Here is a 23170-nt window from a genome sequence, read left to right as displayed (position 1 = left end):
CATGGGCACGGGGCACGCCCACAAGCTCTACCGGCACGCGCACTCGCCGGTCCACGAGCTGCCCCCGCACACCAAGCTCGCCGCCGTCCTCGGCTTCGTCGTGGTCGTCGTCTCGACGCCCCGCGAGGCCGTCTGGGCCTTCGCCCTCTACGCCCTGCTGCTCGCGGGCGTGGCGGCGAAGGCCCGCGTCCCGGCCGGCTTCCTGCTGAAGCGGCTGCTGATCGAGGTCCCGTTCGTCGCGTTCGCGCTGCTCATGCCGTTCGTCGTGCCCGGCGAGCGGACGACCCTCCTCGGGGTGTCGCTGAGCGTCCCCGGCCTGTGGGGCGCCTGGAACGTCCTCGCCAAGGGCACCCTCGGCGTCGCCGCCTCCGTGCTCCTCGCCTCCACCACCGAACTGCGGGCCCTGCTCCTCGGCCTCCAGCGCCTCAAGCTGCCGCCGATGCTCGTCCAGATCGCCTCCTTCATGATCCGGTACGGCGACGTCATCAGCGACGAGATGCGCCGGATGTCCGTCGCCCGCCGCTCCCGCGGCTTCGAGGCGCGGGGCGTACGGCACTGGGGCGTCCTCGCCAAGTCCGCGGGCGCGCTCTTCATCCGCTCGTACGAACGCGGGGAGCGGGTCCACCTCGCCATGATCAGCCGTGGCTACACGGGCAGCATGCCCGTCATCGACGAGGTCACCGCCACCCGCGCGCAATGGGCGTACGCCGCCGCGGTGCCGCTCACCGCACTCCTGATCTGCCTCCTGGGATGGACGCTCCGATGACCACCGTTCCCTCGCTCGAAGTCCGAGGCCTGGCGTACGCGTACCCCGACGGCCACCAGGCCCTGTTCGGCGTGGACCTGACCGTGGGGCGCGGCGAACGGGTCGCGCTCCTCGGCCCCAACGGCGCCGGCAAGACCACCCTGGTCCTCCACCTCAACGGCATCCTGACCGGCGGCGCGGGCGGCGTCACCGTCGCCGGGCTCCCGGTCGGCAGGAAGCACATGGCCGAGATCCGCCGGAAGGTCGGCATCGTCTTCCAGGACCCCGACGACCAGCTGTTCATGCCGACCGTCCGCGAGGACGTGGCCTTCGGCCCGGCGGCGGCGGGCCTCAGGGGCCCCGCCCTGGAGGCCGTCGTGACACGGGCCCTTCAGCAGGTCGGCATGGCGGAGTACGCGGACCGGCCGCCGCACCACCTGTCCTTCGGGCAGCGCCGCCGGGTGGCCGTCGCGACCGTCCTCGCCATGGAGCCGGAGATCCTCGTCCTCGACGAGCCGTCCTCCAACCTGGACCCGGCCTCGCGCCGCGAGCTCGCGGACATCCTCCGCTCCCTGGACGTCACCGTCCTGATGGTCACCCACGACCTGCCGTACGCCCTGGAGCTCTGCCCGCGCGCGGTGATCCTCAGCGAGGGCGTCATCGCCGCCGACGGACGGACCGGCGACATCCTCGCGGACGAGGAGCTGATGGCCCGGCACCGCCTGGAGCTGCCGTTCGGCTTCGTACCGGCCTCGGTGGTCTGAGGGCCCCCGGAATCGGCCATCCACGTGCCGCGTTGCACCATGGGAGCCGGTCGAACGAGAGGGAGCGTGGCACAGGTGGACGTCCAGGGCACGGTGGCGGCGGGCTGGGAGCCGGTCAGGGACGCGTTCCTGCGGAACTTCGAGCAGCGCGGCGAGCGCGGGGCGGCCGTCACGGTCCACCGCGACGGCGCGAAGGTCGTCGACCTGTGGGCGGGCAGCCGTGACGTCGACGGTACGGCTCCGTGGACCGAGGACACCGCCCAGGTGGTCCGCTCGGCCACCAAGGGCGTCGCCGCCGCCGTACCCCTGCTCCTGCACCAGCGCGGCCTGCTCGACCTGGACGCCCCGGTCGCCGCGTACTGGCCCGATTTCAAGGCGGCCGGAAAGGACCGGGTGACCGTACGCGGGCTCCTCGCGCACCGGGCGGGCGTCCCCGTCCTCGACCGCCCCCTCACCCTCGCCGAGGCGACCGACCTGCCGACGGCGACCGCCGCGATCGCCGCCCAGACCCCCATGTGGGAGCCCGGCACCGCGCACGGCTACCACGCCCACACCTTCAGCTGGCTGCTCTCCGGCCTGGTCCACCGGGTCACGGGCCGCACCATCGGCCGCTGGGTCGCGGACGAGATCACCGGCCCGCTCGGCCTGGACCTGTGGATCGGGCTGCCCGAGGCGGAGGCCCACCGGGTCGGCAGGCTCGGCCCCGTGGAGGAGATCGAACCGGCCGGGAGCGGCGCCCTCAAGCTCCGCCCCAAGCGGTCCGTCTCCGAGGCGTACAAGGACCCGGGCTCCCTCACCCGGCGCGCCTTCGGGGTCATCGACCCGAAGCCCGACGAGAACGACCCCGCCTACCGGGCGGCCGAACTGCCCGGCTCGGCGGGCGTGGCGACGGCCCGCGCCCTGGCGGGCTTCTACGCCGCCACGCTCGACGGGCTCTTCACCCCCGACACCCGCACGCGCGCGCGTACGGAGGAGTCCGCGGGCCTGGACAAGGTGCTGCTCGTCGGCACCCGCTTCGGCCTCGGCCACATGCTGCACGGCCCGGCGTCCCCGCTCCTGGGCCCGTCCTCGTTCGGCCACCCGGGCCGCGGCGGCTCGCTCGGCTTCGCCGACCCCGACTCCGGGATCGCCTTCGGGTACGTCACGAACGGCATGCGCAAGACGGTCACGGCGGACCCGCGCGCCCAGTCGCTGGTGCGGGCGGTGCGGTCGGTGGCGCTGCCGGCCGGCGAGTAGGGTCGAGGCGCCGGACGCGTACCACGTCGCACGTCGCAAGGGGAGCAAGGCACATGACGGTAAGCCCGACGCACGAGCCGCACGAGTCGCCCGAGTCGCCCGAGACGCACGGGACGCACGGGACGCACGAGTCGTACGAGGCGTACGAGAAGCTGCTCGCCCTCCTCGACGAGCACGGGGCCGCCTACCGGGTGATCGAACACGCCCCCGAAGGCGCCACCGAGGCGGTCAGCGCGCTGCGCGGCCATGCTCCCGCGCAGGCGGCCAAGTGCATCATCGCCATGGTGAAGATCGGCAAGAAGGAGAAGCGCTTCGCGCTCGTCGTCGTACCCGGCGACAAGCGGATCGACCTCGCGGCGGTGAAGGCGCTCTACGGCGGCACGTACGTCTCCTTCGCCTCCCCGGAGATCGCCGAGGAGCTCGCGGGCTCTCCGAGCGGCACCATCCTGCCGTTCGCGTTCGACGAGCGCCTCGACCTGTTCGTCGACCCGGGCCTGCTGGTCCACGAGGAGTTCTACTTCAACGCGGCGCGCCTGGACCGCTCGCTGGCCCTGTCCACGAAGGACTACAGGTCACTGACGGAGCCGCGGGTGGAGCGGGTATCGACGGACTGACGGACTGACGGACTGACGGGCAGTCGGCATCAGGCCACGGCGGGCGTCAGCGCGAGGACCGCCCCGAGCGCGACGAGGACAGCCCCGATGACCTTGTTGAGCACGGTCTGCCGCCGCAACAGCCGTGCGCGCAGGCTCTCCTGGGAGAAGAGAACGGCGGCGAGCCCGAACCACACCAGGTGCGCGAACGACATGAACAGGCCGTAGCCGACCTGCTGGAAGACGGGGGTGTCGGCGCTGACGACCTGCGTGTACGTGCTCAGGACGAAGAGCATCGTCTTGGGGTTGAGCGCGTTCGTCAGGAACCCGGTGCGCAGAGCCCCGGCCTTCGACAGCCCGGAGTCGTCCGAAAGGTCGACGTCCACCTGGGACTTGGCGACGAAGGTCTTGTACCCGATGTACACCAGATACGCGGCGCCGATCAGCTTCATCGCGGTGAACAGCATCGGTGAACGGGACACCAGGAGGCCGACGCCGAGCATGGTGTACGTGACGTGGACGAGCACGCCGAGGGCGATCCCGACGGCCGCGAGAACGCCCGCTGTCCGCCCGTACAGGTAGCTGTTGCGGACGGTCATGGCGAAGTCCGCGCCGGGGCTGATGACGGCCAGCACCGTGATGACGGCGACGGCGATCAGCTGAGTCATGTTCCGGTCCCCCCACTTGCTCACTCACCCGCCCGCCCCGGACCTCAGGGCGGCGGCCTTGCGACGCTAGCCGATCACCGGCCCGCCGCGCGAGGGCGAGATGACAGAGTCGTGGTGCCCTGGTGCGACGGGCGGGTTCGGTGTTGAGATCGGCTCATGGAACTCACCAGGCGATTCGAGGGATACGCGGCACTGGTCACGGGCGCGGCGCGCGGTATCGGCGCGGCCACCGCCCGGCGTCTCGCGGCGGAGGGAGCCAGGGTCCTGGTCACCGACATCGACGAGGCGGAGGCCGGGAAGACGGCGGCGGACATCCCCGGGGCGGTGGCCCTGCGCTGCGACGTCGGCGACCGGTGGTCGGTGGAGGCGGCGGTCGCGTACGCCGTGGAGACCTTCGGCGGCCTGGACGTGCTCGTCAGCAACGCCCTCGGCTCCGTCACCCCCGACCGGGACCGCTTCGAGGACGAGCCGGACGACGTCTGGGCCGTCCAGCACGACGTCACCTTCATGGGAGCCGTCCGCTGCTCCCGGGCGGCGCTTCCGCACCTGGCGGCGGCGGGCGGGCGCGGGGCGATCGTGATCATCGGCTCGGTCAACGCCGAGGTGGACTTCGGCGGCCACGCGTACAGCGCGGCGAAGGCGGCCCTGGCGTCCTTCACCCGCACCCTGGCGGGCGACGCGGCGCCGCGCGGGGTCCGCGTCAACCAGATCAACCCGGGCACGATCGCGACGCAGGCATGGGCGGGCAGGGAACCCGAACTCGCCGCCCTCGCCGACCGCGTCTACCCCCTCGGCCGCGTCGGCGCCCCCGAGGACGTGGCCGCCGCCGTCGCGTTCCTCGCCTCGGGGGACGCGTCCTGGATCACGGGCACGGTCCTGCGGGTGGACGGCGGACTGCTCGCGGTGAACACGCACTTCGCGGAGGTACTCGGCGACGGAGCCCACTAGGGCCCCGGCTGCGTGCCCGCCGGGACGGTGTGTCAGACCATGGCGAGCCGGTCCACCAACAGCTCCACCCTCGGCCCGGCGTCCTCGGGCGGCAGCCGTCCCGCCCGGGTCAGGGTGGCGAGCCCGTGCAGGGCCGCCCAGAACGTCTCGGTGAACAGTCCCGGGTGGACGCCGTCGCCGGCGACCTCGGCGAGGCACTCGAGGAGGGCGGCGAAGGCGTCCTTCAGCGGCTCCGGGGTGTCCTCCTGCGCGAACGCCAGGCCGCCGTCGAGCCGGAACATCGCGTCGTAGACCGCCGGCTTACCTTCGGCGAAGTCGAGGTAGGCGCGGGTGAGGGCGGCGACCCGCTCGCGTGGGCCGTCCGCGGCGGAGGTCGCGGCCCGCAACGCCGCGGCCATCTCGGTGGCGCCCTCCAGGGCGACGGCGCCGATGATCTCGCGCTTGCCGCGGAAGTGGCTGTAGAGGACGGGCTGGCTGTACTCGATGCGCTCGGCGAGCCGGCGGGTGGTGACCGCGTCCCAGCCCTGCTGCTCGGCGAGTTCGCGGGCTGTCGCCACGATGAGACGTTCGCGGTCCGCCCGTTCGCGTTCCTTGCGTTCCTTTACCGACATGATTCGATCCTAGCATCGCTAGACAATCGAGCGTTAGTAGTACTAGCGTTGCCTCATCACCTAGCAACGCTAGTTCTTGGAGGGGTCGTCATGCTCAGCACACTCGAGGTCTTCACCACCGTCGTCGTCGGCCTGATGGTGGGGGTGGAGTTCTCCGTCGCCTTCATCATGAACCGGATCCTGGACGCGCTACCCGAGGACAGCCGCCAGCTCGGCCACGCCCACGGCGGCCGGATGCTCGGCGCCCTGATGCCGGTCTGGTACATAGGCTCGGTCGTCCTCAGCGCGATCTGGGCCGTCGCCGGCTGGCAGCACCCCGGCGCCGGACTCGTCGTCACCGCCGCCGGACTGCTGATCCTCAGCGTGGTCATGTCGCTGCTGCTGCTCGTCCCGATCAACAACCGCAACAAGACCTGGACCCCGGAGAACCGGCCCGCCGACTGGAAGCAGCAGCTGAACCGCTGGAACCGCTACCACTACCTCCGGGTCGCCGTCATCGTCGCCGCGTTCACCCTGCTGGTTGCCGCCCTCGCCTGATACCACCACTTCCCTGACAGGCACCGGTTCGCCCCCAAGCTCCACGAAGCTCACCAACCCGACGAAGACCCGCATGGAGAAGAACAATGTCGCTGAAGAAGATCAACACCGTCCTGGCCGCCACCTTCATCCTCTTCATCCTCTGGTTCGGGACGGGGTACATCCTGAGCCCGGAGACGACAGCGCCGGGCTACGGCCTGCCGAGCTGGCCGTCCGGCGACGGCGACGGCTTCCTGATCATCAAGGGAATCCGCGACGTCGTCCTGGCCCTGGTCCTGGGCATCCTGCTGGTGACGGGCCACCGCCGGGCGCTGGGCTGGGTGCTGCTGGTGGAAGCATTCGCCGCGTACGGCGACATGGCCAACGTGCTGGCCCACCACGGCTCGGTGGCCACCGCGCTCGGCGTCCACGGCCTGACCGCGACACTGATGGTGGTCAACGGCCTGCTGATCATCCGCGAGACCCGAAACGTCGCGGCCGCTCCGGAAGCGCCCGCCCCGCAGCCCGCCTAGCACGGACCGGGCGTGCTGACCTCCGGCCAGGCGGCCGACAGCCCGCCAACGGGAAGAGGAGGGGCTCCGGGGGTGGCCGGCCCGTCAGCCACGACGCCGGCTGCGAAGGGGCCACGGAGCCGAACGCGCCAGGCACCAAAAGGGGTTGGCGACGACGCGGTTCTCTCAGGCGGAGACGAGCCGGCTGGTGAACCCCCGCTCCCGAAGCCGCTCGTACGCGGCGGCGACGGGCGCGGGGATCTCCTGCTCGACCATGAACCCGAGCGCCGGGTAGACGATCAGCCGCTGTACGGCACCGACGAGCATGTCGAGCACGAGACGCCCGTCCCCGATCGAGTCCACGTACTCCGTGAGTGCCATCCCGGAAGAGGCACAGACGAAGTCCACCTCGGGCCAGAGCTGCCGCGCGGTGGCGTACGCCCGACGCTCCTCGTACGGCTTGCAGACGAGCAACACGGACGAGACGCGGATGTTCTGCCCGGCGAGCAACTCCCGAGAGAACCGAATGTTCTCCCCGGTATTCCGAGCCCGAGGCTCCACAAGCACCGCACCGCCGGGCACCCCCAACTCAAGCGCCCGCTCCCGGTAGTGCTCGGCCTCGCCCCGGGGCATCCGGTCCCGCGTGGTCCGACTGGTGGCCCCGGTGAAGACGAGCAGCGGCACGAGCCCACGCCGATACAGCCTGACGGCCACGTCGGCAACCCCGAGATCATGACTCCCGAGCCCGATGGCCACGGAGCAGGGGCGGGGCTGGTGGCCCATCTGCTGGAAGTCCCAGAGCAGCTGAGCGTCGGACCAGTCCTGAACGGTGATCACGAAGGGTGTCATCCGTTCTACAGCTGCTCGGCCCTCACGGCACCGACGAACGCCCCCCAGGCACCCGCCTCGAAGAGGAGGTGCGGCCCGGCGGGGGCCTTGCTGTCACGTACGGGAACGGTGCCCGGGTGGTCGTCCCTGACCTCGACGCACTGTCCGTTCCCGCTGCTGTAGCTGCTGCTTCGCCACATGGGCTCGACAGGGTCGTGCTGCACTCCGAACACCTTCTCTCAGTCTTTCGCTTCCGCAACCTTAACCAGCAGGTCGGCGCTGTCGTTCGGCCCCAGCGCCAACGCCTGGAGGTGTTCGAACATCGACTTGTAGCGCCGGATCTCCGCCTCTGACTCCAGGAACAAGTCACCGGCGGGGGTGTCCAGATAGACGAGCTCGGGGTCGTCCGTGTCCGGGAAGTCCATGTGCACGAAGCTGCCGGTCATGCCGGCGTGTGCGCCCTTCTCGAAGGGGATCACCTGGAACGTGACGTGGGGCTCCGCCACCAGATCGAGCAGGTGCCGCACCTGGCCCCGCATGACGTCACGGCCACCGACCACGCGTCGCAGTGCCGCCTCGTCCACGATGGCCCAGAGTTGCAGCGGGTGTTCCTTGGCGAAGACGCGCTGCCGCTCCATGCGCGCCTGGACGCGCTGCGCGATCTCCTTCTGGCTGGCCATGGGGAGGACACCCTTGACGACTTCAGCGGCGTAGGGCTCGGTTTGCGCGAGCCCGGGGACGAACAGCGACTCGTAGTTGCGGACCGTCCGCGCCTCGGCTTCGAAACCGATGTACGCGGTGTACTCCTCGGGCAGTTCCGAATGGTACGGCCGGAGCCAGCCCTGATCGTTTGACCCGCTCTGCAGAGCCAACAGGTCCATCCGCCGCCCCTCGTCGGCCTGGTACAGGTCCAACAGGGCTACGAGGGTGCGCTTCTGGGGCCGTGCACGAGACCGCTCGATGCGGTAGAGCGTCGCTTCGTTGATCCCGGTCTGCTCCGTGACGTCTTCGCGGGTCAGGCCCGCCTCGGAGCGAAGCTTCCTCAACTCGGCGGCGAGGCGACGGAGTCTGACGGTCGGCGGGCGCGGTCGCTTGTCCGGCATGACTGCGGTCCTTTCCGTGTCGGTTGATACCCGCGAGTGTGCGCGGTCACCGCGCCGACGCTCAACTCGATTCGAACGCCAAGAGGTATTTCGCAAGCCTTGCATTTTCGGTGTCGACCCGGGCATGCTGTGGCACGGTCACTCACCGTCGTCAGCTCGTGACGATGGGGTGGCCCTGCTGGCCTGTGCGTGAAACAGGTAGACCCCCGCGACCGAGCGACCGGTCCGGGGGCATGGTCAACGCTTCAAAGGAGCGTCAACGTGAGTAACCCTATCGTCAGCCTCGTCGGACTGGTCCTACGGCTGTTACTGCCCCCGTCTGGGCGCCGCCGACGGGGGACGGCCCCACCCCCGGCCCCCGCGTCCACCCGTACATGCGCCGCACCCGTGGCAACCGCCCACCACCGCCCCCGCGTTCCCCTCCTCCGGGGCGAGGACAGTCAACTCGTACGTCCCTACCTGGACTCCCCCGAAGCCACCCGGCAGCGCAGCCGCATTCATCGGCAGCGGCGGCGGGCGTTGTGGCTGGCCGTGCACGGGGTCGACGTGGGGCCACGGTTGATCCACGGCGTGGAGGTGGCGGCGTGATGGGACCCGTATCGCAGGAGGACGGCGGCGACATCGTCGTACGGCGCTGGGCGCAGGCCGCGAGAAGCGTGCCGCTCGCCCGTCGCGAGCTGCGCCGGACCCTCGCCCGGTGGGAGTGCCAGGCCATCGAGGACGCCGCCTCGCTCGTGCTGTCCGAGCTGCTGACGAACGCCGTACGACACGGTCGCGTTCCCGGCCGGGAGATCGAGACGCACTTCGCCCGCCTGTCGGACGGCCTCCGGATCGAGGTCCACGATGCCGCCGAGAAGCGGCCGTTGATGGCGCTGCCGGTCGACGGCGCCGACGGCGGCTGGGGGCTCCCGCTGGTCGAGACCCTCGCCGCGAAGTGGGGCATCGACGACCGGCGCGGGCCCGGCAAGCTGGTGTGGGCGGAGCTGTCCGTGGGCGGTGAGCCGTGGTGACGGGCACCTATCACCGCGCCGCCCGGCGTCCCCGGCTCTGGGCGCTGCGCGAGGACCGCTCGGGCAGCGGGCCGATCACCGAGGCCGAGTGCACCACGTGCCTCGACGGCTCCGGCGCGGCGGACGACGGGCGCGGGCCCGCCGTCTGGTGCCTGGCCCACGCCCAGGCGACGGGCCACACCGGCTTCCGCCGCATCCGTACGGACTTCTTCCGCGCCTCGTGCGACGGGCAGGGACGAGTCGGCGCCGCCGGCTCCTGACAGGTGAAGCGGCGGTGCCCACCGTTGACGGAGGCGCCACCGCCTCACCCCGCGTGCAGGGTCCAGCACGCGTACACGGCTTACGCTTTGGCCCCCGAGCGGCGGCGAGGTTCTGTCGCCTCAATCAACTTTGGGAGATCCCGGGGGGAAGCAACGTCGAGTCTGAAGGAACACGCGCGTGACACAACACGGCTCCATCGATGGCCAGTTGTAGACCGTGCGGCCGAAATTCATCATGCTCAATTCTTGCTCAGAAGAACGCTTTTTCTCCCCCGTCCCCCGTGAACGCGGTTACGTTCTTTGCGAGGCCACCTCACTGACCTAACGGGTGGACTCGCAATCAGACTCAACGTGGGGGAACTATGCGTCTCAAAGCACGAGGGACTGCCGTCCCGGTGTTCGCACTGGCTCTGCTGGGCAGCTTGGCTTATCCGGCCCATGCAGCAAGCAAGGAACCGGAGCCCATAGCCACTCCGGTGGAGGTCGTGAAGGAGGCCGCGCCCGAGGACGACTCGCTGGCGCAGCTGCCGGAAGCATCGACCAACGGGGAGACCGGCTCGCAGGCGTGCGACAACCCTCGCCGCACGTGGATCGAGATCACTTCGAAGACCGGAATCCATATGCCGGCACAGTGGCGAGGGACGTCCTTCAAGGACGGGCCGGGCGGCATCATGGTGGTCAAGGTGGAGAATTCAGGGACGATCAAGCGGGAAGTCAGCGCAGGCGGCGAGGTAGAGGTCAGCGGCATCGTTGCCAAGGCCAAGGTCTCAGTGTCGGCCAGCATCGGCACTGAGGTCGGGGTGTCTGTGGGTCACGAATACCGCAGGAACGTGGCCAACGGAAAGTACGGGCATCTCCAGTACGGCTCCTGGGGGTATTCCGTGAAGTGGGCCAAGTACGAGACCAGCGCGGATCGGTGTGGAAAGAAGCTCATCAAGAGCGGAACCGCGAAGCTGCCCTCCTCGGAGATCGGATGGCGCTACTGGGAGACGAGCTCGTGACGGCGCTGCGCAAGCGACTGACCGCGGTCCCGGTCCTCGCTGTCGTATCTCTCCTGGCGGCCGGCTGCACCGACGACGCGAAGCCGTCGGGCGCTCCGTCGGCGTCGACGACAGGGAATCCGACAGGGACGCAGCCTCCCCGAGGGGAAAGCGAGGAAGACCAGGGGAAGCGCGCCAAGACCGCACTGGAGACGGTCTCGCCGGACGACCCGGAGTTCTTGGAATCCGGGCTGGAGCGGGTTCGAGACGGCGTGCACAATCTCTCCCCGCTCAAGAAGGGCAAGACCTACAAACTCTCCGTGGCTTGCGTCGGCACAGGGTCCGTCAAGGTCGTCATCGCGGACAAGGCGCCGCAGTCCGTGCCGTGCGACGGGGTACCGGTAGGCCAGCGCGTCGAGAACGCCCCGGCGCAATTGCCGATCGCCATCAACGCGGCGGCCGGTGCCACAGGCATGGTCGCTTGGCAGATCGTTTCCGTTCCTTAGACATCGTTTCTTATGGCGTGATCGTTCGTTGTTCCGTGCATGACGGATCTGGTTGAGCGGTTGGTGCCGGACGAGTTGTGGGTGTTGTTCCGGCGGGTGGTGCCACCGACTGAGGTGATGCGTCCGCAGGGCGGCGGCCGGCGCCGGGCGGGTGACCGCGAGGCTCTGGCTGCGATCATCTTCGTGGCGACGTCGGGCTGCACGTGGCGGCAGTTGCCGCCGGTGTTCGGGCCGGCCTGGCAGACGGTCTACCGGCGGTTCGCCCAGTGGAGCCGGGAGCGGGTCTGGGCGCGGTTGTATCGCGTGATCCTCGACGAGCTCGGGGCGCGGGGCGAGTTGGACTGGTCGCGGTGCGCGATCGACTCGGTCAGTCTGAGGGCGGCAAAAGGGGGCCTTTGACGGGACCGAATCCGACCGACCGCGGCAAACTCGGATCGAAGATCCACCTGATCACAGACCGGAACGGGCTGCCCCTGTCCCTGGGGATCTCCGGCGCGAACATGCACGACAGCCAGGGCCTGGAGCCGCTCGTGCGGGGCATCCCGCCCATCCGCTCCCGCCGCGGGCCCCGGCGCCGGAAGCCGGCGAAACTGCATGCGGACAAGGGCTACGACTACGACCACCTGCGCCGATGGCTCTGCCAGCGGGGGATCCGCCACCGCATCGCCCGCAAGGGCATCGAGTCCTCACAACGGCTGGGCCGACACCGCTGGGTCGTGGAGAGAACCGTCTCCTGGCTGGCCGGCTGCCGACGGCTCCACCGCCGCTACGAGCGCAAGGCCGAACACTTCCTCGCCTTCGTCGGCATAGCCGCAATCCTCATCGGCCACCGCCGACTCGCCCGCCTTGGCTTTGTTCACGAGAACCGACTGCAGATGTTCACCACTTCGGGAGGCACCCGGCACGTCGGGGATTCGAACGGTGGCCTTACACACCATGGCGGTGCACAGTCCCACGCCGCGGATGAAAAACACGTTGGACGGTCCGCCACAGAGTTGCGACGATGCCCCCTCTCTCTTCGCGGAGGACATTTGTTCGTTTTCGTGTGTGCGGGATGTGGCGCCGAGCTGACCATCCCGCTGTCCCCGGTCGCGCTGCCAGCCCATGCCCATCAGAAGTACGGGAACGGGATCCAGCTCCCGGTGCTCATGGAGTCGGGAACGTTCGCCGTGGAACCGGAGCCCTGGGGGGCGCCGTGGCGGAGGTGGGAGGAGATCGACCCGGACGAGGCGGCGGCCCGCGGTATCTACGCTCCGCTCTACGCCGTGTCCGACAGCGCACCTGGCACCGTCGTCATCGCCCCCGGGGATACCCGCGGCACCGTGCTCGTCCCGCACGAAGCCGGCGGCTACTGCTGCGGCCTCGACTGGGGTGACGGCCCGAACATGGCCTGTGAGGCGTGCGGCCTGCCGGTGGCGAGCCGGATCGACGACTGCTCACTCTGGCAGGCGGTCTGGCTCGCGCCGGATGCCGTGCACCGCCTCCCCGTCGACGGCACCGACTCCGACACCGCAATCCACTCCTGGGAGGAGCTGCTGGAGGAGGGGGTAGCCACGCCCCCGATCGAGCCGATCACCAGATGGGGCTCGCTCATCGGGCTGGACCACTGGTGGTCATGGAGCCCACAGTGGGAAGCGGCAGCCGGCCGGGCCCTGGCCCACCTGCTGGCAGCTTCCGACGGCCGGCCTGTGACGGTCCCGCTCGGCCTGATCACGGAAGTCTTCCAACGCGCCCTCGACGCCCTGCTGCCCGCGGACCAGCCAGCGCGACGCGCCGTCCTGGCCGGACCGGGACTGTCCGCCCCCGGCCCGGACGCCGACATGATCCTCGTACCGACCCACCCCCAGACGGGGGAACTCTGGAGCCCGGCCGGACCGGACGCATCTGCACGCCCGGTGCCACTGCCGTTCGGGATATGGATGTGGATGGCCTTCCCCAAACCACACCTCTACCTCCCCACCTCGGGAACCATGCCCGACGGCGTACTTCGCGACGACCCGCCCCCGCCACGCCCCCACCAGATGTTCCGAGCCGACCCGGGAACCTTCCAGCACACCCTGGTCCGATTGCCGGCGGTCCGCGGCCCGTGGCTGCGCGAGATCCTCGACAACCTCACGCACCACATGCAAGCCGGTCTCTTCTAGCCGACTGCCAGATGATGCCGGTACTCACGCTCCGGAACTGCGCAATCGAACAGCACCAGGTAGTAGTGCCTCCCGAAGTGGTGAACATCTGCTGTCCGTTCTCGTGGACAAAGCCACCCGCCTGGATGCGCAAGGGCATTCAGTGTGATGTTCCAACGCTGCTGGTCCAGACACGCAAGGGCGCGATCTCAGGCTCCGTCATGGCCTGCTCCAAGTGGCCCTCCGCCTCGTCCAGGTCCGACCAGGCGACGGCGCCCGGCATGTTGTCGGCCAGAAACCCCTCGACGATCGGACCAAGATGGTCGGCAACCACGTAGGTGCCGTTGAACGGCAACTCGTCCGGAGGAACGGAGCCGGTCGAGCACCGGAGCTGCCCGGCCTGCCCGTCGTGCCACACATAGAACGTCGCCACTCCGGAGAAGCCCAGCTCGCGAATGCGTTCCCGGATGCCGGCAGCAGTCTGTTCGAAGGCAGCGACCACCTCGGCAGCGGACAACGGCCGCCCGTCCTCGTCCCCTGCACCCAGCGACCAGGTGTTGGTCTCCCACTCCACCCGCCGGTCACCCGGCTCCAATGCCAGGGGCTCTTCGGCCACCTCGGCGATCCATGTCAACAGCACTGAAGCAGTATCCCCGCCTGGAAGGGCGTGGGACCCACCATAAGAAACGATGTCTTAGCTGCCGTCAGCGATCACGGTGGTGCGGCAGACAGTTGGACCGGCGGTGCCTCCAGTTCCAGGAGGCACCGTCCCCCTTCACCCCGCGTGCAGCATCAGCCCGATGCCCACCACCATCAGGCCCGCCGCCGCGATGCGCGGGCCGCCGAAGCGTTCCTTGAAGAAGAGGGCGCCGATCGCCGCGCCCACGATGATCGACGACTCGCGCAGGGCCGCGATCGGGGCCAGGGGGGCCTTCGTCTGGGCCCAGAGGACGAGGGCGTACGCCGCGACCGAGAGGGCCGCGCCGAGGAGGCCGCGCGTCGCGTACGGGCGGAGTTGGGGGAGGAGGGCCGCGCGGCGGGTCCACAGGGCGTACGCCGGGATCGCCAGGCCCTCCAGGATCATCAGCCACGCGATGTACCCGAGCGGGGTGCCGGAGGCGCGGACGCCGACGCCGTCGACGACCGTGTACAAGGCGATCGACAGGCCCGTCGCGCCCGCCGCGAGCAGCGCCGGCCAGTGCGGGCGGGCGCCCTTGCCCCGGATGCCCCACAGGGCGAGGCCCGTCAGGCCCGCGCACGCCACCGCCACCCCGAGCAGCTGCCGGCCGTCCGGCACCTCGTCGAGGAACACCGCCGCGAGCACGGTCACGACCAGCGGGGCCGTACCGCGCGCGATCGGGTACATCTGCCCGAAGTCCCCGAGCGTGAACGAGCGCATCAGGAGGGCGTAGTAGCCGACGTGGAGGAGCGCCGAGGCGATCAGGTACGGCCACGCCCCGGCCGCCGGAAGCGGTACGAACAAGGCCGTGACCAGGCCGATCGCCGCCCCGCCGCCCGAGATCAGCGTGAAGGAGAGCAGCTGGTCCTTGATGCCGTGCGCGATCGCGTTCCAGCTGGCGTGCGTGACGGCGGCGACGACGACCGCGAAGGTGACGAGCGGGGTCACGCCGAGGGCTCGCGTACGTCCGCCGGGGTGCCTTCGGAGGGCTCGCGGACGTCCGCCCGGGTGCCTTCCGAGGGCTCGCGGACGTCCACCAGGGTGGCGCCCGCGTGCGCCACCAGCGACTTCGGGTCCATCGCGAAGACCGTGTGCGGGGTGCCCGCCGCCGCCCACACCACGTCGTGGTCGAGGATGCCCCGGTCGGCGAGGACCCGGGTCCGCGTCCGGTGCCCGAACGGCGGGACGCCCCCGATCGCGTACCCCGTGGTCTCCCGTACCGCCTTCGCGTCCGCCCGCGTGACCTTCGCCGCGCACAGCTCCCACCGCACCCGCTCGACGTCCACCCGCGAGGCGCCGTCCATCAGGACGAGCACGGGCACCCCGTCGGCCGCGAAGATCAGCGACTTCACGATCTCGGACACCTGGCAGCCGATGGCCTCGGCGGCCTGCTGGGCGGTGCGGGTCTCGTCGGGGAACCGGCGGATCTCGACGTCCAGGCCCAGCTCCTGGAGCGCGGCGGCGAACTGGGGGTGGGCGGGGGAGGTCTCGTCTGTGGTCATGGCCCGCACGCTAGCGGTAGCTGTACGGGCCACGCGACCGGGTTCCGGGCCCCGGACACCCCCGTGGCCGGGGGTGTCACCCCGCCTTCAGCACCCCCGCCACCACCTTGCCCGCCGAGTCGCCGCCGTGGCCCCCGGCCTCCACGACCGCCGCCGCCGCGAGGTCGCCGGAGTAGCCGGTGAACCAGCTGTTGGACGTGGTCTGGCCGTCGACCTCGGCCGAGCCGGTCTTGGCGCCCTTCGGGGTGGGGACGCCGGCCATCGCCTCCGCGGCGGTGCCGTTCGTCGCCGCCGCGTTCATCATCGTGCGCAGCCCCTTGGCGACCTCGCGCGAGAGCGGGTCGGCCTCCGCGAACTCCCGGTCGTCCAGGCTCTTCGCCACCAGGTACGGCTGGAGGAAACCGCCGTTCTTCGCGGTCGCGGAGAGCGAGGCGACGTTCAGGGCGCTCATCTGGATCCTGCCCTGGCCGATGTACGAGGCGGCCGTCTCGCCCCCGGCCGACTCGGGGACGCTGCCGTCCACCGTCTCGACCCCGACCTGCCAGTTGAGGCCGATACCGAAGGAGCGGCGGGCGGTCTCGCCGAGGATGGTGTCCTCCATGTCCTTGTCACTGAGCGGGCCGAGCGACGACTTGAGGAAGGCGGTGTTGCAGGAGCGCTGGAAGGACTCGGTGAAGGTGCCGCCGTCGATCTTGAAGTTCTTCAGGTTGTGGAAGGGGACACCCTTCCAGGAGGCCTCGGCAGGGCATTCGACCTGGCTGTCGGGCTTGGCCAGACCCTGCTGCATCATCATCGTCGCCGTGACGATCTTCATCGTCGAGCCGGGGGCCTGCTTGCCCAGGAACGCCGTGTTGAAGCCGCCCGCCGGGCTGTTCGCCACCGCCCGTATCGCACCCGTCGACGGCTCGATCGCCGCCACCGCCGCCTGCCCGTACGCCTTGACCGCCTTCTCCGCCGCCGCCTGGACGTCCGGGTCGATGGTGGTCTTCAGGGTGCCCGGCTTGCCCTTCCGCAGAACCAGGACCGTGGTGTCGGGGACGGTCTCGCTGCCCGACTCGATCCACGTCTCGACGCCGACCGTGCCGCCCGTCTTCGACGCGTACCGGGTGCGCAGTTCGGCGATGATCGGCGCCAGCGAGGGGTACTTCTCCACCGACAGCTCGTCGCCGTTCTTGTCCACGGCCATGACGCTCGCGGCCTTCGCCATGCCCGTCCGCAGGGTGCCGGCGGCGGTCAGCTTCGGGTGGATCACGGACGGCGCCCACTTCACCAGCGGCCGGCCGGTGGTCTGCCCCCGCACCACGGTCAGCTCGGAGGCGTACGACCAGGGCTTCGACACGCCCTCGTACGTGATGGTCGCCTTCACCGTGAACGGCACCTTCGGCCCGACGGGCGCCCCCGGCGTGATGGTGGCCTCCGTGACGGACGCGCCGGCCCGGTAGGCGGCCACGGCGGGCTCGGCCGTGACCGGGTCGTTCGTCAGCTGCCCGGCCTTCTCCGGCTCCCCGGCCGCCCAGGCCGCCAGGAAGTCCCGCGCGGTCGTCGTGACCTCGTCGGGGGTGACCGGGCCTGTTCTTTTCGGTGCGTCTTCTTGCGAGCGGGTCTCCACGGTCTTGTTGCCGCCCGTGACGCCGTTCCACAGGTTGTAGCCCCCGTAGCCGACCCCGCCTGCCACGACGACGAACACGCCCCCGACTATCGCGACCTTGGCTCCACTGCGCATGACTGCGTTCCCCTCCCCAGGTGGCCGTCCAGTCAAGCAGCGTCGCTTCGTTGTGTCGAGCAACTATTGCCACATACGTCACGTGGCTTCCTGGGGTGTCCGGGCGGATCAGGCGGAGACCGGATCCAGGCCGGCGCCGTCGAACGGCGGGTAGTTCTCGTCGCTCATCCGCTCGGCCGCGTCGATGTAGACGCCGAGCGCGGCGCGCGACCGCGCCAGCTGCTCCATCTGATCGTCGAGCCGCCGCATCCGCGACCTCATCGCGGTCAGCAGCTCGGGACAACCGAGCAGCTCCGGCGCCTCCCCGACCGCACAGGGCAGCAGATACGCGATGTCCTCGGAGGACAGCCCCGCGCCCAGCAGGTGCCGGATCTGCCGCACCCGCAGCACGGCGGTCTCGTCGTACGTGCGGTAGCCGTTCGTGCCGCGCTCGGCCTCCAGCAGGCCCTGGGCCTCGTAGTAGCGCAGCTGATGCGTGTGGACGCCCGTCCGGCGGCTCAGCTCTCCGATCCGCATCGAAGCCTCCCTTGACCTTGACCGTGGCCTTGACCTTCACACCGGTATCAACGTTGACGATGCTGCCATGACCGACAACAACACCACCGCGTCCTCCGATTCCTCTACTCCCGTCACCGTCATCGGACTTGGCCTGATGGGACAGGCACTCGCCGATGCCTTCCTGAAGGCCGGCCACCCCACCACCGTGTGGAACCGCACCGCCTCCAAGGCGGACCGACTGGTCGCCGCGGGCGCTCGCCTCGCCCCCACGGTGGGCGACGCGGTCCGCGCGGGCTCCCTGACGATCGTCTGCGTCACCGACTACCGGGCCGTGCGCGAACTGCTCGGCGCGAGCGACGCCGACCTGGACGGTACGACCCTGGTCAACCTGACCTCGGGCGACTCGGCCCAGGCCAGGGAGACCGCCCGATGGGCCGAGGAGCGCGGCGCCCGCTACCTGGACGGCGCCATCATGGCCGTACCGCCGGTGATCGGGACCGCCGAGGCGGTGATCCTGCACAGCGGGCCGCAGTCCGTCTTCGAGGAGTACGAGTCCACCCTCGGCGCGCTCGGCACCGTCACCCACCTCGGCGCGGACCACGGGCTGGCGTCCCTGTACGACGTCGCCGGGCTCGCCATGATGTGGAGCGTCCTCAACGCCTGGCTCCAGGGCACCGCCCTGCTCAGGACGGCCGGCGTCGACGCCGCGACCTACGCGCCGTTCGCCCGGCAGATCGCCGCCGGGGTCGCCGACTGGCTGCCGGGGTACGCCGAGCAGATCGACCGCGGCGCTTTCCCGGCCGAGGTGTCGGCCCTGGAGACCGACGCCCGCGCGATGGCGCACCTCGTCGAGGAGAGCGAGGCGGTCGGCGTCAACGCGGAACTGCCGAAGCTGTTCAAGGCGATGGCCGACCGCGCGATCGCGGCCGGGCACGGCGGGGAGCAGTACCCGGTCCTGATCGAGGAGTTCACCAAGCCCGCCGATGCCTGAGCCGACGGCCCGCGCCCTCCGGCCGGGGCAGCACGCGGTTCCCCGGCCGGGCGGCCGCGCGTGTCCCACCCGGGTGTCGAGCCACACCCGGCTGTCGAGCCACACCCGGCGCCGCGCCGACCGGGACCGACCCCGGGGCTCAGCCGCCGGCCGCCACCAACCGGAACGTCACCTGGACCCGGGTCGGGGTGCGCAGCGCGTAGTGGTCGGCAGGCGAACTCTCGACGAGGACCGCGCCCGATTCCGAGCCACGTAGGTCGAACATCCACGCCGGCCCCCGGATCCCCTCCCCGCACAACCCTTCGGGCAGGTCACAGGCTGTGAACGGCTTCCTGGGGCCGCCTGTGGGCCGTGGTCAGTGCTGCAAGCGCACACCAAGCGTCGTGTGTGCGGTGGAAGCGAAGGAATGCCAAGCAGCGCTTGCGTTCCTGTTGCAGGCTGCAACTTGCTCTTTGGTGGCGCTGACCTCTGCTGCGTCGCCGCTCTGAACTGCCCCGGGCCACCCGAGCGTCGCAACGTGGAGGTGCTGTGCTGCTGAGGACAAGTTGCGTGCCGATGAGACCAGGTTGTCAGGACCCCAGAGCTGAAGCTTGGCAGCGGCAATCGTGAGAGCTATGAACGCTTCGTGTAGCGCGGTGAACTGCTCTTCGGAGACGGCTTGGTCTCGTGAGACGCGACCTTGGCATTCCACGGAAACGGAATAGAACCGCATCCACGCGGACACGGTCTCGTCGCACGCCTGCCTCCGATGCTCGCGAGTCCACTGCTCGTGCTCGGCAGAGGCCTGATGCGCGACCTGTACATGGACTGCCTCAATCGTCTTCTGGGCGCCAACACGCGCCCCGTAGGCGGTCGCCAGGCCGCCGATGCCGGCACCCACCACTCCGGCGATCCCGGCCAACGCTGCCGCTAGTCCTTGGTCCATGCCGTCATTCTGCTACGGACCTCGCGGGCGTCAGCCGGTCACAGAACTCCTTGAGAGGTACAGGGGGCTTCCACCGTGCTCCGGATGCGCCTTGACGCCGTCGTCCAGGGCGGCGCTGAACGCGGCCGAGACGGTGCCGAAGGTGATCCGCCGCGGGCAGGGCGGTCCTTCTACACCCAGGTGTCCAGCCACATCCTGTTCCGCCACTGGTCTATCGGAATCGGTGTCCCCGTGTAGATCGGCCAGAAGTAGATGAAATTCCAGACGATCAGCAGGACCAGGCATCCCGCCGCCACCGCGCCGAATGTCCGGCGTCTTTCCGTCGAGCCGGCGGGGCCGATCATCGCCCCCACCATCATCGCCACCGCCAGGCACAGGAAAGGCACGAAGACGACCGCGTAGAAAAGGAAGATCGTGCGTTCCTGGTAGAGGAACCAGGGGACCCAGCCGGCCGCGATGCCGCAGGCGATCGCGCCCGCGCGCCAGTCGCGGCGGAAGGCCCAGCGCCACAGGATGTACACGATCGCGAAGCAGGCGGCCCACCACAGGAGCGGGGTGCCGAGGGCCAGGACCTCCTGCGCGCACTTCTCCTTCGTCGTGGCCGGGCAGCCCGCGGTGCCGGGGGCGGGGGACTCGTAGAAGTAGGAGACCGGGCGGCCGAGGACGATCCACGACCACGGGTTCGACTCGTACGTGTGCGGTGAGGTCAGGCCGACGTGGAAGTTGAAGACCTCGTACTCGTAGTGCCAGAGGCTGCGCCACCAGTCCGGCATCCAGCTCCACGTCCCGCCGCCGTCGAGCCTGTCCTGCTTCTCGGCCCAGTCGCGGAAGTAGCCCTTGTCGGAGACGAGCCAGCCCGTCCACGTCGCCAGGTACGTGACGATCGCCACCGGCACCACCGACACGAACGCCGGGAGGAGGTCCCTCTTGAGCACCGCGAGGTACGGGCGGACCGCGCCCGCCGTGCGCCGGCCGCCGACGTCCCACAGGACCGTCATCAGGCCGAAGGCCGCCATGACGTACAGGCCGTTCCACTTGGTTCCCGCCGCGAGCCCCAGCATCACACCGGCCGCGATCCGCCACGGCCGCCACCCCAGGCGCAGCGCGTCCGCGATCTCGCCGTCCGGTCGCAGCACCCCCTCCTCGTCCTCCGGGAGCGCCCCCGCGAGCCGCTTCCTGCTCCGGTCGCGGTCCAGGACCAGGCAGCCGAACGCGGCGAGCACGAAGAACATCAGGACCTGGTCGAGGAGCGCCGTGCGGCTCATCACGAAATGCAGCCCGTCGACGGCGAGCAGCAGGCCCGCCAGACAGCCCAGGAACGTCGAGCGGAAGAGGCGCCGGCCGATCCGGCACAGCATCAGGACGGACAGCGTGCCGAGCAGCGCCACCATGAAGCGCCAGCCGAACGGCTCGAAGCCGAAGATCTTCTCGCCGACGCCGATGACCCACTTGCCCATCGGAGGATGGACGACGTAACCCGGATCGGTCGGTACGAGGATCGACCCCGGGTCCTGCAGGATCGTCTTGTCGATGTCCTTCGGCCACGCCCCCTCGTACCCCTGGTTGATGATGGCCCAGGAGTCCTTGGCGTAGTACGTCTCGTCGAATATCACCGCGTTCGGCTTGCCCAGGTTCCAGAACCTGAGCAATCCGGCGACCGCCGTGACCAGGAGCGGACCGCCCCAGGCCATCAGCCGCCACAGCTGCTCGCCGCGGCCGGGGCCGATGCCGAGGAGCGACAGGACACTCTCGGACGGGCGGGTGTACGGGGGGACGAGCCGCTCCCGCAGTCCGATGGGTGCGGTGCTTCCGGCGGGCGGCACATAGCCGAAACGCCGGAGCCGCTGGTGCCACGAAGGGGGCTCTGCCACGGCGTGCCGGCCCTCCAGGGCCTCGGGTGCGGTACTGGTCACCGCGCCATCGTAGGGAACGCGCCTGTGCGCGTCGCCCGGCCGGGCTGGGAGGATGGCCCGTGTGACAGGAATGCTGGTACTCGCAGGGACCCCCATCGGTGACATCGCGGACGCTCCGCCCCGACTCGCCACCGAACTGGAGAACGCGGACATCGTGGCCGCCGAGGACACCCGGAGGCTGCGGGGTCTGACCCGCGCCCTCGGCATCCACACCTCGGGACGGGTCGTCTCGTACTTCGAGGGCAACGAGTCCGCCCGTACGCCGGAGCTGGTCGAGGCCCTGGTCGGCGGCGCCCGGGTGCTCCTGGTGACCGACGCCGGCATGCCGTCCGTCTCGGACCCCGGCTACCGGCTCGTCGCCGCCGCCGTCGAGCAGGACATCAAGGTCACGGCCGTCCCCGGCCCGTCCGCCGTACTCACCGCCCTCGCCCTCTCCGGGCTCCCCGTGGACCGCTTCTGCTTCGAGGGCTTCCTGCCCCGGAAGGCGGGGGAGCGCCTCGGGAAGCTGCGTGAGGTCGCGGACGAGCGGCGGACCCTCGTGTACTTCGAGGCCCCGCACCGGCTCGACGACACGCTCGCCGCGATGGCGGAGGTCTTCGGCTCCGAGCGCAGGGCCGCCGTCTGCCGCGAGCTGACCAAGACGTACGAGGAGGTCAAGCGCGGCCCGCTGGCCGAGCTCGCCGCCTGGGCGGCCGAAGGCGTACGCGGCGAGATCACGGTCGTCGTCGAGGGCGCCCCGGAGACCGGCCCGGCCGAGCTCGACGCCGAGGAGCTGGTGCGCAGGGTGATGGTGCGCGAGGAGGCGGGGGAGCGGCGCAAGGAGGCGATCGCCGCGGTCGCCGCCGACGCGGGGCTGCCCAAGCGCGAGGTGTTCGACGCCGTCGTCGCGGCAAAGAACGCGGCTGGAAAAGGCCCAGGAAACGGCAAAGAGCTAATCTGAGAGGCAAAGCCGAACCCGGCGCCGGGACCTTTCCTTGGGCGCTTGGCAAGGGAAGAGCCAAAAGCCTTCCATGGTTCGACCCGCGCTGATGCGCTCCGGCCCGAAAAGGCGTCCACTGATCAGTGGAGAGGAGCTGGCATGAGCGAGATCACCGGCACCGGCATATCCGTCGCCCATGAGGCGTACGCCTTCGCCTGCATGCGCTGTGGATACGGCTGGGAGCAGGCGTACGACATCGAGCACCACGTCGACGCCGCCGGCCATGAATTCGTCGTCTACAAGGCCGAGGGAGAGCGGGTCCCGTCCCCGCTGTCCAGCCCCACCTGCATGAACTGCGGCGGACACGTCGTCCGCATCATGCGCGCGGGGCAGGTGTCGTCCGTGCTCGACCTGATCGCGGCGACGGAGAAGCACCAGCAGGGGGCGAGGGCGACCAGGCCCGTCTCGATGGCAGGGCCCATCGGTCAGGAGCTGACCGAGGACGGCCCCGAGAGGCCCCCGGTGCCGCACCACTGGCACCTGTCGGACCTCCTGCACCCCTTCCGGCGCCGCGAGTGATCTGCTCCGGGCGGTTCCTGACGCCGCGGGTGACAGGC

At 70.3% G+C, this 23170-nt stretch carries 28 protein-coding genes and 1 pseudogene; 16 read left to right on the top strand and 13 right to left on the bottom strand.

The annotated features are described in order from the left end of the window. The first annotated feature begins 1 nt into the window (after position 1). The 4 genes from cbiQ to ACIRB7_RS24115 are packed head-to-tail and all read left to right on the top strand — an operon-like array spanning position 2 to position 3359. A complete protein-coding gene (cbiQ, locus tag ACIRB7_RS24130) occupies positions 2-766 on the top strand; it encodes a cobalt ECF transporter T component CbiQ (RefSeq protein ID WP_403602270.1) in 765 nt (254 codons plus the stop codon). Next, entirely contained in the window at positions 763-1509 is a 747-nt protein-coding gene (locus ACIRB7_RS24125; RefSeq protein WP_403602267.1) for an energy-coupling factor ABC transporter ATP-binding protein, read from the top strand. Before cbiQ ends, ACIRB7_RS24125 begins: the two co-directional genes overlap by 4 nt. Positions 1510-1548: 39 nt before the next feature. Next, positions 1549-2745 (top strand): serine hydrolase domain-containing protein, encoded by a 1197-nt coding sequence (locus ACIRB7_RS24120; protein WP_403602264.1) that lies wholly within the window; start codon positions 1549-1551, stop codon positions 2743-2745. 53 nt (positions 2746-2798) lie between these two features. After that, positions 2799-3359, top strand: a complete 561-nt coding sequence (locus tag ACIRB7_RS24115) for a YbaK/EbsC family protein (RefSeq protein WP_403602261.1) — start codon at positions 2799-2801, stop codon at positions 3357-3359. A 29-nt stretch (positions 3360-3388) separates the two neighbouring features. Here the strand turns inward: ACIRB7_RS24115 and ACIRB7_RS24110 are convergent, their stop codons facing one another. Next, positions 3389-4006 (bottom strand): LysE family transporter, encoded by a 618-nt coding sequence (locus ACIRB7_RS24110; RefSeq protein WP_351219489.1) that lies wholly within the window; start codon positions 4004-4006, stop codon positions 3389-3391. 156 nt (positions 4007-4162) lie between these two features. Here ACIRB7_RS24110 and ACIRB7_RS24105 point away from each other — a divergent pair, with 156 nt between their 5' ends. After that, positions 4163-4954: an SDR family NAD(P)-dependent oxidoreductase gene (locus ACIRB7_RS24105; protein ID WP_403602258.1), complete on the top strand. Its 792-nt coding sequence runs from the start codon at positions 4163-4165 to the stop codon at positions 4952-4954. Between the two features lie 32 nt (positions 4955-4986). Here ACIRB7_RS24105 and ACIRB7_RS24100 read toward each other — a convergent pair whose 3' ends face one another. Next, positions 4987-5565 carry a TetR/AcrR family transcriptional regulator gene (locus ACIRB7_RS24100; protein WP_403602255.1) on the bottom strand — a complete coding sequence of 193 codons (579 nt, stop codon included), beginning with the start codon at positions 5563-5565 and terminating at the stop codon, positions 4987-4989. A gap of 90 nt (positions 5566-5655) precedes the next feature. Between ACIRB7_RS24100 and ACIRB7_RS24095 the strand changes: the two genes are divergently transcribed. Continuing rightward, the gene (locus tag ACIRB7_RS24095; protein WP_403602252.1) at positions 5656-6102 is read left to right on the top strand and encodes an anthrone oxygenase family protein; all 447 of its coding nucleotides are present in this window, start codon (positions 5656-5658) and stop codon (positions 6100-6102) included. Between the two features lie 86 nt (positions 6103-6188). Further along, the gene (locus ACIRB7_RS24090) at positions 6189-6614 is read left to right on the top strand and encodes a DUF4267 domain-containing protein (RefSeq protein WP_403602249.1); all 426 of its coding nucleotides are present in this window, start codon (positions 6189-6191) and stop codon (positions 6612-6614) included. A gap of 165 nt (positions 6615-6779) precedes the next feature. Here ACIRB7_RS24090 and ACIRB7_RS24085 read toward each other — a convergent pair whose 3' ends face one another. The 3 genes from ACIRB7_RS24085 to ACIRB7_RS24075 are packed head-to-tail and all read right to left on the bottom strand — an operon-like array spanning position 6780 to position 8524. Next, on the bottom strand, positions 6780-7430 hold the full coding sequence (locus ACIRB7_RS24085) for a YdcF family protein (RefSeq protein WP_403602246.1): 651 nt from the start codon (positions 7428-7430) through the stop codon (positions 6780-6782). 17 nt (positions 7431-7447) lie between these two features. After that, positions 7448-7645 carry a DUF397 domain-containing protein gene (locus tag ACIRB7_RS24080; RefSeq protein WP_403602243.1) on the bottom strand — a complete coding sequence of 66 codons (198 nt, stop codon included), beginning with the start codon at positions 7643-7645 and terminating at the stop codon, positions 7448-7450. Between the two features lie 15 nt (positions 7646-7660). Further along, on the bottom strand, positions 7661-8524 hold the full coding sequence (locus ACIRB7_RS24075) for a helix-turn-helix domain-containing protein (RefSeq protein ID WP_403602240.1): 864 nt from the start codon (positions 8522-8524) through the stop codon (positions 7661-7663). 587 nt (positions 8525-9111) lie between these two features. On the opposite strand from ACIRB7_RS24075, the gene ACIRB7_RS24070 reads away from it, so the two are divergent. From ACIRB7_RS24070 to ACIRB7_RS24045, 6 genes and pseudogenes are all read left to right on the top strand, one after another. Further along, positions 9112-9534 (top strand): ATP-binding protein, encoded by a 423-nt coding sequence (locus ACIRB7_RS24070; RefSeq protein WP_403602237.1) that lies wholly within the window; start codon positions 9112-9114, stop codon positions 9532-9534. Then, the gene (locus ACIRB7_RS24065) at positions 9531-9794 is read left to right on the top strand and encodes a hypothetical protein (RefSeq protein ID WP_403602234.1); all 264 of its coding nucleotides are present in this window, start codon (positions 9531-9533) and stop codon (positions 9792-9794) included. The genes ACIRB7_RS24070 and ACIRB7_RS24065 overlap by 4 nt, the downstream gene beginning before the upstream one ends. Before the next feature lie 395 nt (positions 9795-10189). Continuing rightward, complete coding sequence (locus ACIRB7_RS24060) at positions 10190-10795, top strand: hypothetical protein (protein ID WP_403602231.1); 606 nt, start codon at positions 10190-10192, stop codon at positions 10793-10795. After that, complete coding sequence (locus ACIRB7_RS24055) at positions 10792-11280, top strand: hypothetical protein (RefSeq protein ID WP_403602228.1); 489 nt, start codon at positions 10792-10794, stop codon at positions 11278-11280. The genes ACIRB7_RS24060 and ACIRB7_RS24055 overlap by 4 nt, the downstream gene beginning before the upstream one ends. Positions 11281-11319: 39 nt before the next feature. Further along, positions 11320-12119, top strand: a pseudogene (locus ACIRB7_RS24050) (IS5 family transposase); the annotation flags it as partial. Positions 12120-12311: 192 nt separating this feature from the next. Beyond that, positions 12312-13424 carry a hypothetical protein gene (locus ACIRB7_RS24045; RefSeq protein ID WP_403602729.1) on the top strand — a complete coding sequence of 371 codons (1113 nt, stop codon included), beginning with the start codon at positions 12312-12314 and terminating at the stop codon, positions 13422-13424. A gap of 139 nt (positions 13425-13563) precedes the next feature. Here ACIRB7_RS24045 and ACIRB7_RS24040 read toward each other — a convergent pair whose 3' ends face one another. From ACIRB7_RS24040 to ACIRB7_RS24020, 5 genes are all read right to left on the bottom strand, one after another. Beyond that, a complete protein-coding gene (locus tag ACIRB7_RS24040; protein WP_403602226.1) occupies positions 13564-14043 on the bottom strand; it encodes a hypothetical protein in 480 nt (159 codons plus the stop codon). A gap of 135 nt (positions 14044-14178) precedes the next feature. Further along, a complete protein-coding gene (locus tag ACIRB7_RS24035) occupies positions 14179-15030 on the bottom strand; it encodes an EamA family transporter (protein ID WP_403602223.1) in 852 nt (283 codons plus the stop codon). Beyond that, a complete protein-coding gene (locus ACIRB7_RS24030; protein ID WP_403602219.1) occupies positions 15027-15584 on the bottom strand; it encodes a YbaK/EbsC family protein in 558 nt (185 codons plus the stop codon). Before ACIRB7_RS24030 ends, ACIRB7_RS24035 begins: the two co-directional genes overlap by 4 nt. A 76-nt stretch (positions 15585-15660) precedes the next feature. Next, on the bottom strand, positions 15661-17307 hold the full coding sequence (locus ACIRB7_RS24025) for a penicillin-binding transpeptidase domain-containing protein (protein ID WP_403602216.1): 1647 nt from the start codon (positions 17305-17307) through the stop codon (positions 15661-15663). A gap of 108 nt (positions 17308-17415) precedes the next feature. Further along, on the bottom strand, positions 17416-17823 hold the full coding sequence (locus ACIRB7_RS24020; RefSeq protein WP_403602213.1) for a MerR family transcriptional regulator: 408 nt from the start codon (positions 17821-17823) through the stop codon (positions 17416-17418). 67 nt (positions 17824-17890) lie between these two features. On the opposite strand from ACIRB7_RS24020, the gene ACIRB7_RS24015 reads away from it, so the two are divergent. After that, positions 17891-18796 carry an NAD(P)-dependent oxidoreductase gene (locus ACIRB7_RS24015; protein ID WP_403602210.1) on the top strand — a complete coding sequence of 302 codons (906 nt, stop codon included), beginning with the start codon at positions 17891-17893 and terminating at the stop codon, positions 18794-18796. Between the two features lie 139 nt (positions 18797-18935). On the opposite strand, the gene ACIRB7_RS24010 is transcribed toward ACIRB7_RS24015, so the two are convergent. The 3 genes from ACIRB7_RS24010 to ACIRB7_RS24000 form a co-directional block, all read right to left on the bottom strand. Next, positions 18936-19061: a hypothetical protein gene (locus ACIRB7_RS24010; protein ID WP_403602208.1), complete on the bottom strand. Its 126-nt coding sequence runs from the start codon at positions 19059-19061 to the stop codon at positions 18936-18938. A gap of 90 nt (positions 19062-19151) precedes the next feature. Then, on the bottom strand, positions 19152-19721 hold the full coding sequence (locus tag ACIRB7_RS24005; RefSeq protein ID WP_403602205.1) for a hypothetical protein: 570 nt from the start codon (positions 19719-19721) through the stop codon (positions 19152-19154). 170 nt (positions 19722-19891) lie between these two features. Further along, positions 19892-21634 (bottom strand): dolichyl-phosphate-mannose--protein mannosyltransferase, encoded by a 1743-nt coding sequence (locus ACIRB7_RS24000; protein WP_403602202.1) that lies wholly within the window; start codon positions 21632-21634, stop codon positions 19892-19894. A 52-nt stretch (positions 21635-21686) separates the two neighbouring features. Here ACIRB7_RS24000 and rsmI point away from each other — a divergent pair, with 52 nt between their 5' ends. Together rsmI and ACIRB7_RS23990 are read left to right on the top strand one after the other, a co-directional pair. Continuing rightward, complete coding sequence (rsmI, locus tag ACIRB7_RS23995; protein ID WP_403602199.1) at positions 21687-22574, top strand: 16S rRNA (cytidine(1402)-2'-O)-methyltransferase; 888 nt, start codon at positions 21687-21689, stop codon at positions 22572-22574. Between the two features lie 138 nt (positions 22575-22712). After that, positions 22713-23132 carry a hypothetical protein gene (locus ACIRB7_RS23990; RefSeq protein ID WP_403602196.1) on the top strand — a complete coding sequence of 140 codons (420 nt, stop codon included), beginning with the start codon at positions 22713-22715 and terminating at the stop codon, positions 23130-23132. The last annotated feature ends 38 nt before the right edge of the window (positions 23133-23170 follow it).

This window comes from Streptomyces sp. NPDC093795 (assembly GCF_044764665.1).
In the GTDB taxonomy this organism is placed as follows: Bacteria; Actinomycetota; Actinomycetes; order Streptomycetales; family Streptomycetaceae; genus Streptomyces.
This window is presented reverse-complemented; position numbering and strand designations above follow the sequence as displayed.